This is a genomic window from Flavobacterium sp., assembly GCF_044369455.1.
Lineage (GTDB): Bacteria > Bacteroidota > Bacteroidia > Flavobacteriales > Flavobacteriaceae > Flavobacterium.
This window is the reverse complement of record NZ_JBIPLW010000074.1, coordinates 1-7,906: the sequence shown is the minus strand read 5'-3', so window position 1 is coordinate 7,906 and position 7,906 is coordinate 1. Positions and strand designations below refer to the sequence as shown.

Below are 7,906 nucleotides of genomic sequence, written 5' to 3'. Positions count from 1 at the left end.
TCGCACTCAATCCCTGGCAAATCAGTTACTTGCTGGTAGAGGTCTTGCCCATCTCTGTTTTGGTATCCACTCGGAGCCCAATCACGAGTAGGTCGTTTGGTAACTCGCAAGTGAGAGACGTATGGCAAAGCGGATCGTAGTTCTGGCATGGATTATCCTAGCGTTAAGTAAGGGTCACAGATTTCATGGTTCCACCATCATTGGCCCACAAACGTAATAAACCTGATGTCGTGTTTTTCACGAGTCGTGATTGACCTGCGGTGAGGTCTAGGGTCGTTGGATCGGCAGACAGGGATTGGAAACCGGCAGTCACATGACTAGCAACCTCTACTGCGGCATTGAAGGTGAATATGCCACCACTTCGCTCATTGACGAATCCGATGTTTTCACCAGAATCAAATCCAACATAGCCTTGCCTAGTACCGCCAGGCTTAAACCAAGCAAAGAATCCTGTACCGGAGAACCCACCTGCTGCTATTGCTGCTGCACCTTTGCCGGGTTCAATAGCAGTGAATCCGACTGCTTGAGGATTACCCTTGATGATCGTACTTTGCGTAATATCACTTCCGATAGTGATGCTAGTGTAGCCACCATTGGAACACTTAAAGACATCGTACCCACCATTGGTGATTGCAAACGATCGATCCGAGTTCCAGTTGTTTTCGATGACCGTACGATAGGCGGGAATTACTCCTACAAAGGTGATGGTTTCTGCACCAAGGTTATCGTTACCCAGGCTGAGTGAGCGATTCGAGTTGACGCTACCCGTTGAGTCTATAGCTCCCCAGGTAGTTACGTGCCCTGCTGCGGTAACACGAAAATATGGGAGTGCCGTTAAGGCATTGCGAAATTGAACTCCTCCACCATTGCTATCGATGTGGAAACTATTGGAGTCCTGAAAGATCCAATTACTTCCATTGCCGAAGTACAACAATCCGCCGAGTGCTCCTGCTCCTATCCTAGCTGAGGTAGTAACTGCCAGACTGTCAGCTATGGCTTGTCCTCCAAATGCAGCAATTCCTGTCGTTCCGTCTATCGATGCAGTAATAGCTCCGCCTATTGACGGTCTAAAGTACGTGATTCCTCCAAGATAGTTATTGGGTCCCGCATCAAAACCAATGTGGGAAGCGTTTGAAGCTACTTGTAAGCCTTGATTCACAACGACATGGGATTCAAAACCAACAGTGGAGGCGTATGATGTAGCTCCAGGGTAGATGATCACATGGTTATGACTGTTGACCATATCTCGGATATACAGTGGTTGTCCTACGCCCGCATTCTTATAAAGCAACCATTGCATTGTGGAGGTGCCGAGTTCGGTTATGGTCATGCCATACTGGCAGGCCATTGTTCCGCCAAACACCGCAGGACCAGTAGTCGTAAGTGCACCTGTTGGTGATACGCTAAACTTTGTTGTTGGTTGCGAAGGTAGTACCGATCCTGGGGCAGCAGTGGTTGCGTCTGTAGTTATGTACCGTAATCCTGCGAAGTCGTTCAACAAGGCAGTTCTAGATAAAGCACCATAGTCCCATCCAGACAACCAACTGGTTGTATTATCTTGATACATGCCCCAGGCAAGCCCAATAGCTATAGATCCTCGTTCAGCTACTAAGCCAGATGCGAAATGTCCATTGGCTGACCCATCGTAGTTCGGGGATATCAGTCGTCTTCCATCGCTACCAGTCCCAGAACCAACAAACATTGGTCCGTCTATAAGCGTAGTACCGCTGTCTCGGATGGTTAAACGATCAGTACCTGCACCATTTCTAAAAATGTGTGGAAATGATCCATGTCCCTGATAGTAACTGGTTGCATCTACGCTAAAGAAAAGCCGTTGTTTTGGTGTAGACTCTGTACTCGTGTGCCACGTTCCGGTTGGAAGTCTTACAGTACCGGAAAACGTTGCCCCGTTTGAAAACGTTACGTTACCCGTTGCCCCTGCAATCGTGATATTAGGCGTAGGTGGGTTGAGAAGGTTGGGGTTAGCACACAACAACATATTTGTGGCTAGACTGTCGTTTGCGTAGCTTTCGGTATAGATCGCTCCAGTACGATACGAGTAGTTACCGCTCCAGAAATCCAGCCTAGAACGAGATGGAGAAGAGATCGAACCTCCAGACATGGAATGGGCTATCAGCCCGTTAAACGCCCCAGTACCGGCAAAGGTCGTACTAACTCCTGGAAAGTTTACGTTTTGTGTTCCCGAATGTCCTATGGTCAACGAGTTGTACACATCTGAGGAGCATTTGATTACATCGTATCCACCTGCCGTAATCGCAAAAGCTCTACCAGAGTCCCAATTGTTTTCAATTGCAGTGCGATAACCAGAATTTGGACCTAGGAAGGTGAGACGAGTAGCACGGCTAAGTTCAACATTGCCAGTATTTCCACGAATCGCTAAGTCGTTTGAAAGGTTACTACCGTCTGTAATCAATATGGAAGGATTGGCCGACAGAACCAGATCGCCATAAATGAGGTTTGCAGCGTACGTTCTTCCTTCAATTCTACCAGCCGAATAAGTCCAACCCCCACTTCGGAAATCTACAAAAGCTTTTGCGGGAGTTGCTGTGGAACCACTAGGATCACTGGTGCCAGAGCTTACAACAAGACTTCCACGAAGTAGTTGGTCTCCATTGTCTTGGTTTCGAAACACATCTTGCCCAGAAGCGTTTCGGTGAATAACAGGGTAAGTACCTTGTCCAGCTAAATAAGTAGATGAACCCCCAGCAAACATGATTCGATTGTAGGAATCTCGAATCCAATACCAAGACGGGAATACAGTGTCGTTTCCGGCTGGATTGATTTGCAGGGGCTTTGATGCAAAACTTTGGAGGATTGGACCGTTGGCGTCTCCATGAAGTTTGACTTGGTAATCGCCTGCATTGATTTCAAAAGCACCAGTGTTGCCGTTAATAGTTGCTCTGGTGGTGTAGTCTGTGCCTTTGACACTTAGCAATCCGGCTACTTCTGCGTTACCATGAAAAAGCTGGTTCTGAGTAAACGTGTTCGACAGATCGGTGCGAGCTACGGTTACAGGTAGATCGGCACTACCATGGGAATGCGGACTCGGTGGAAAAAGCAGAGGCTTGCTGAGGATGCTCGCCCACAGCAAATCCGCTGGTTTAAGACCATCTGTTGGCACGCCTGGAATCACGGGAGCGCTCATAAGCTGACAATCACTCCGATATAGCGTGTGTGAATTCGCAGCTTGTGTCGGAACGGATCGCAGAATCGATACGGTTGCTCGGCCCCGAAATTACTAACCTCGAATGCGTGCAATGCTCCGCCGATTGATTCAATAATACGATCTCCGACTTCCGGCAGGGCTGGGAAATCGTCAAGCAAAAGGTTGGCAGCCGAAATCAAAAAGTCCCTCGACTCGATAGAAATAAGAATTCCGCTCGTATCCGTTAGCTCGAACGTCGTTCGTCCCTTGCCCGCTTGAACTGGGACCGTCAGCGAACCACGACGATACAGCACGCTAGAAGCTGCGTACTGGTCGATCTGATCGCTCAGCCATTGGCTGCCTTTCTCGAGCACATTTGTCATTTGCAACACCCTCTACGACTTGACGACTTCGGCAACCTTGGCTTTAACTGCGGCTTCCTTGTCCGCCGTCTGCTTCTTCAATAGTGCATTGCGAATAATTTGAATCTCCGATTCATCGAGCCCATCGGATAAGTCGATTGTCGAAAGCTCTTTTCTTGTCGCAGTCAATCGGTACGCGCCGACTCCGACAAACAACAGAACCAACAAGAGAATCATCAATACGACCAATACGGTGATTCCCACAAACAGAGCGCTCATGAAACTGGTTCCCATGGCATTTACCTAAATGGTTTGAGGAGGAGGGTGAGGAGACCAGACTATCTCCAAAGCATGCGCACAATTAGCATTGCACCCACAAGCAAAACGAAGAAGAAAAGTACGAATCCGAGGGCGATGACCGAGAACACCAGCCAGATACCGGACGAAATCGAGTCGCTAAACCAGCCAGTTACTATATTGTCGAGTGGATTTTTCGCCGGTTGCTTGAACGGATTCAGTCGCGGGAATCGAACGTCTTGGTCAACCGATTGATCGGGATAGCACGTTCCATCCGGGCAATCGGCTTGGAGTACACTTGGCACTTCCATTTCCACAGGGAGGCGCGTCGATGGCCTAGCATTCTTGGCGAGGAATGCTGCCGCTTTCATTTCTTGAAACAAATTGGCGCCATTGGACGGTAACGTGTTACGGTCCGCAAAGTACACGATCCCACCGTCCGACCGAAGATACGCAACGATTGGAAAGTCTGTACCAAGCGTAGACTGATATCGCTCTCGAAATAGCTTGGAAGTCGGAGTGAACAACGTGAAAGACACCGCATTCTTCACTTGAACCAACTCCGAGACTTCATTGAACCATTTCGCGGGCGCTTCACCTGGTTGGCCCACGATGATAAGCTGATTCTTGCCAGCGTCATTGGCCGGAAGATCGGCAGCCGCCGCGAGTGAAGCACATCCACAGAGTGCGATGAGTATCGATAATAGATTTTTCATTATTCGCCGATTTCCTGGTGTAAGAGAGCAGCACGACCATTCTTCGTCGTTTGACGTGAAGCGTAGGCTTCGTATGCTTCCAGCCTCTGCTGTGAGCTCATGCGTGAATAGCAGCTTTCGCAGAGGAAGGTGATGGGCGTACCGTCCGCAGCCCAATCCGTATGCCACTCTTCACCCACATGCGACTTCCTGCAACGCGAACACATGAATGCCCCTGTTTTGTTCTCCGATCGGGGCGATACTTTCTTGCGAAGAAGCTTTTCTATTTCCACAGAGGGGCGACAGGTTGGACAATCTCCGCTTTGAGGCTCGAGCGGATTGACCGCGGGGTATTCCTTAAACGCGTCTGATGGCGATTCGATACCAGTTGCTTGGATCACATACGGCTGAGGCTCGATCACCCTTGTGTCTTGAACGGGAACGCATGCTTGCTGTTGGACCGGCGCGCAGATCCTCGATTGCCGAGTGTCGCGAATCCTTGCAAACAAGCCATTTTTGATTTCTTTTGCTGCATCCAGATTGACGGGACCATATTTCAAATCGTTGATAGCTCTTTCAGTGTCTCCGATCGCTCCCGAATTTGGCTTGAAGATGGCCGGTGCCATCGTAGGCTCTGTGCTATCGATGCAAAGCGTGGCACCAATCGCTACGCAGAGCATCAAGACCAAGCACCCAATGAACAGGCCCGTTCCAACGGAAACCGATACAACAATTGCTCTGGACATTAGTTCACCTCGTAAGCTTGGAAGGGTAGATTCGGGGCTGGCGTTAATAGTGGGATTGCACAGAAGCCTCCATAGCCGCGCCACTCCGTCAGAAACTGTTGTTTTGGAATGGGGATAAACCGCTCTTTGCGATTGTTATCGAGCAGCCATGCCACCTCACGACCTTGCCAAAGGGAGAATCCACAAAAAGTCACGCAATGATTGGGGAAATACCAAATGATTGCTGCTCGGCGAGTCCGACTGGCCCACTCTAGAAAGTCGGGATCGCCATATTCGTTATCTCTTTCAGGAGCAATGAACTTGATTCCGTTGGCAGCCCATTTTTGTTTAATGCTGGTCTCCGTTTGCCCGCCTGAATAGGACTTACGAAAGCGTTCAGCCAGTTCCGGCTTGTTGTGCCACTGAAGTGCTGAACAGGTCGAGGCGATAACACACGACCCGGATCCGCGCGCGTCGGGCCAGTTCTTTTGGCGCAGAGCCAGTGGCACGTTCGCAGCCGGAACTTCCACAGAAGGATGTGCTAGCTCTCTCCATTGTTGTTCTTCACAGCCGGTGAATAGCATGCTCATCCACAAGAGCACCATCACCCACCAGCCAGTAGTCGCGTTCACCTCTCGAACCATGTCTGTTCCCCATTCCATTGACGGATTGACTAGTTGAAGTTGATAGCAACCTTGACCTTGGTAGGCCCGTTACCGGCAGCCTCGACACATCGGCCGAGTGCAATAATGCCCGCACCGACGACAGCATTGGTGGCAAGCTTTGTTGCCGTCACAAAATTGACATCGTCCCCAACCGCAAAGGTTGTCGCACTCGCTTTGTCACAATTGAAGACGGCGCCATGCTTTCTGCAGATCCCTGCGGTTTCGTTGGCTGCGATAGGACGATGTGTGATGCCAAGTGGCTTGCTATTGGCAACAATGATTTCCCCTGCGGCGAGAGCGGTACCTCCGTTGGTGTAATCGATTGCGTCGCCATGCTTTAAATAATCGTGTGACATCCGTTATGAGTCCCCTTTTCGAGTAATGACGCTTCTTGAATTGAATGCGGCTAGATTAAGACTACGCTTCGCCCTTGGACTTCAATCCGCCGCGTGGATCTTGAAGTGCCACACCAAAATCGTGGTAGCCACGCATCTTCACGCCCAAGATGTTGAAATCCGCTTCGGCCGTTTCGATCGTGGGAGACTCTTGGCCGTTGAGGAATGCGACTTCGATCACAGGTAGGTCGTTCGGATCCGCGAGCAAATACCAAGCTCTGCCCGATGCGCCCGCATAGGTTGCATTGCCCAAATAGCGGCTTACTTCAACCCGGTACTTACCTTGGTGAGGGTTGCTCGTGGTCGTCTTGGAATTGGCCGTGTTGTCGCGCATTTCCAAGGACTTGTAGAGTTGCGCAGCCGTGGTCGAAATGGCCGTTGGTACAAGCAGGATCTGAGGCATGATGCCAACTGGCTTGCCGTCGGCATCTACTTGGTCCATGAATGTCGTTTCGCCAAGCGTCAATCCATCAATTCCTAGGTTCGTATTAGCCCCCAGGATGTAGTTTCTATTACCGGCTGCAAAGAATGCAGCATTGTTGAGGAACGTTGTCCAGAAGATGTCGTTAATCTTGAGGCCTGATCCGCGACCGAGTTTCCGAGGCACGGTCGTAATAGCACCAAGATCATCATTGATAAAATCCCTGCGATCGATGGCTAGCATGAGACCGTACGTATCGGCTTTGTTGGTATACTTTTCTTCACCAAGCGTTCCGGTGGAAATCTCACCACCAGGTGCAACCAGTTCGTACTGATCCTTGCCAATGAGTCGATAGCTACTGATGGTCTTGAAATCGTTGACGGTTCGTACCGCGCAGATGTTGCGCCACACGCGTTCGACCGAGAAGAACCCCTCAAGCAGAAACTTGTTAGCGACATTGGAGAGGATGCCCGAGACTTCAATCGTCGAAAGACCCGCTTGAATCGAGGGCGCGAATGCAAAGCGAAGTACTTCACGCGAGTCACGGAAGTTGCGACCGGTGTATCCGTTGGCCCAAGCGGCTTCGAGGATGAGTTCTTGAAGTGTGATCCCGCCCCGGAAGCGACGTGTTGCTGCCTCGAGCGTCTTAGGTTCATACAGAGTTTCCACGTCGCTGTGACGTGAAGCAATCATGCAAGCAGCCTCGAGGATTTCACCGCTGACCGAACGATCGATGGACTGGATGGCTGGTGCTTGTGGGCGTTGTGTTCGCAAGATTTCTAACTCCGTTCGAGTGGTATCCCATCCTTCTGCGATCGCCCGAGCTTCGATTGATGTGTCCCGCTCCTTGCAAATCGTCCGGATGGTGGCGATGCGTTTGAGTTCTGACGCCATTGAGGCACGTAGCGCAGTTACGGCATCGGCAGCCGGGCCAGAAGCGGATTGAGCAGGCTCGCTATTGGATTCGCTAGTTCGGGCTGGAGCGGAATCGATCTTGCTGTGGGCGACCGCAAACATTTGCTTCAATGCATGGGTTTGGGCTGCGGTTAAGGTTTCAGTCTCAAATCCATGGACTCCCAACCAAGCGTCGATAGCGGTTGGTTTTTCCACAGGTGAATCGCTGCTGGACGAGATATTGGTCGCATCTTGTGAGGCTGCGATCTGTGCGCTCGTATTGTCA

8 protein-coding genes are annotated in these 7,906 nt (G+C 50.6%); all 8 read right to left on the bottom strand.

The genetic code is table 11. The features are described from left to right. Positions 1-163: 163 nt before the first annotated feature. Positions 164-3,166, bottom strand: coding sequence for a hypothetical protein (locus tag ACIQ2L_RS14395; RefSeq protein WP_396160058.1), 3,003 nt, complete (start codon positions 3,164-3,166; stop codon positions 164-166). After that, complete coding sequence (locus ACIQ2L_RS14390; protein WP_396160056.1) at positions 3,163-3,549, bottom strand: hypothetical protein; 387 nt, start codon at positions 3,547-3,549, stop codon at positions 3,163-3,165. The genes ACIQ2L_RS14395 and ACIQ2L_RS14390 overlap by 4 nt, the downstream gene beginning before the upstream one ends. 12 nt (positions 3,550-3,561) lie before the next feature. After that, positions 3,562-3,822 carry a hypothetical protein gene (locus ACIQ2L_RS14385; RefSeq protein ID WP_396160054.1) on the bottom strand — a complete coding sequence of 87 codons (261 nt, stop codon included), beginning with the start codon at positions 3,820-3,822 and terminating at the stop codon, positions 3,562-3,564. 44 nt (positions 3,823-3,866) lie between these two features. Further along, positions 3,867-4,541 carry a hypothetical protein gene (locus ACIQ2L_RS14380; RefSeq protein ID WP_396160052.1) on the bottom strand — a complete coding sequence of 225 codons (675 nt, stop codon included), beginning with the start codon at positions 4,539-4,541 and terminating at the stop codon, positions 3,867-3,869. Then, a complete protein-coding gene (locus ACIQ2L_RS14375) occupies positions 4,541-5,266 on the bottom strand; it encodes a hypothetical protein (RefSeq protein WP_396160050.1) in 726 nt (241 codons plus the stop codon). The genes ACIQ2L_RS14380 and ACIQ2L_RS14375 overlap by 1 nt, the downstream gene beginning before the upstream one ends. Then, positions 5,266-5,907 (bottom strand): hypothetical protein, encoded by a 642-nt coding sequence (locus ACIQ2L_RS14370; protein ID WP_396160048.1) that lies wholly within the window; start codon positions 5,905-5,907, stop codon positions 5,266-5,268. The genes ACIQ2L_RS14375 and ACIQ2L_RS14370 overlap by 1 nt, the downstream gene beginning before the upstream one ends. Positions 5,908-5,918: 11 nt before the next feature. Further along, a complete protein-coding gene (locus tag ACIQ2L_RS14365; RefSeq protein WP_396160046.1) occupies positions 5,919-6,266 on the bottom strand; it encodes a DUF2190 family protein in 348 nt (115 codons plus the stop codon). 61 nt (positions 6,267-6,327) lie between these two features. Beyond that, positions 6,328-7,906: hypothetical protein (locus ACIQ2L_RS14360; RefSeq protein WP_396160044.1), on the bottom strand; the 1,579-nt coding region annotated here is incomplete at its 5' end.

Excerpts from the sequence above, each read along its gene's own strand:
- ACIQ2L_RS14395 (WP_396160058.1), bottom strand. The coding sequence starts at position 3,166 with ATGAGCGCTCCCGTGATTCCAGGCGTGCCAACAGATGGTCTTAAACCA.
- ACIQ2L_RS14390 (WP_396160056.1), bottom strand. The coding sequence starts at position 3,549 with ATGACAAATGTGCTCGAGAAAGGCAGCCAATGGCTGAGCGATCAGATC.
- ACIQ2L_RS14385 (WP_396160054.1), bottom strand. The coding sequence starts at position 3,822 with ATGGGAACCAGTTTCATGAGCGCTCTGTTTGTGGGAATCACCGTATTG.
- ACIQ2L_RS14380 (WP_396160052.1), bottom strand. The coding sequence starts at position 4,541 with ATGAAAAATCTATTATCGATACTCATCGCACTCTGTGGATGTGCTTCA.
- ACIQ2L_RS14375 (WP_396160050.1), bottom strand. The coding sequence starts at position 5,266 with ATGTCCAGAGCAATTGTTGTATCGGTTTCCGTTGGAACGGGCCTGTTC.
- ACIQ2L_RS14370 (WP_396160048.1), bottom strand. The coding sequence starts at position 5,907 with ATGGAATGGGGAACAGACATGGTTCGAGAGGTGAACGCGACTACTGGC.
- ACIQ2L_RS14365 (WP_396160046.1), bottom strand. The coding sequence starts at position 6,266 with ATGTCACACGATTATTTAAAGCATGGCGACGCAATCGATTACACCAAC.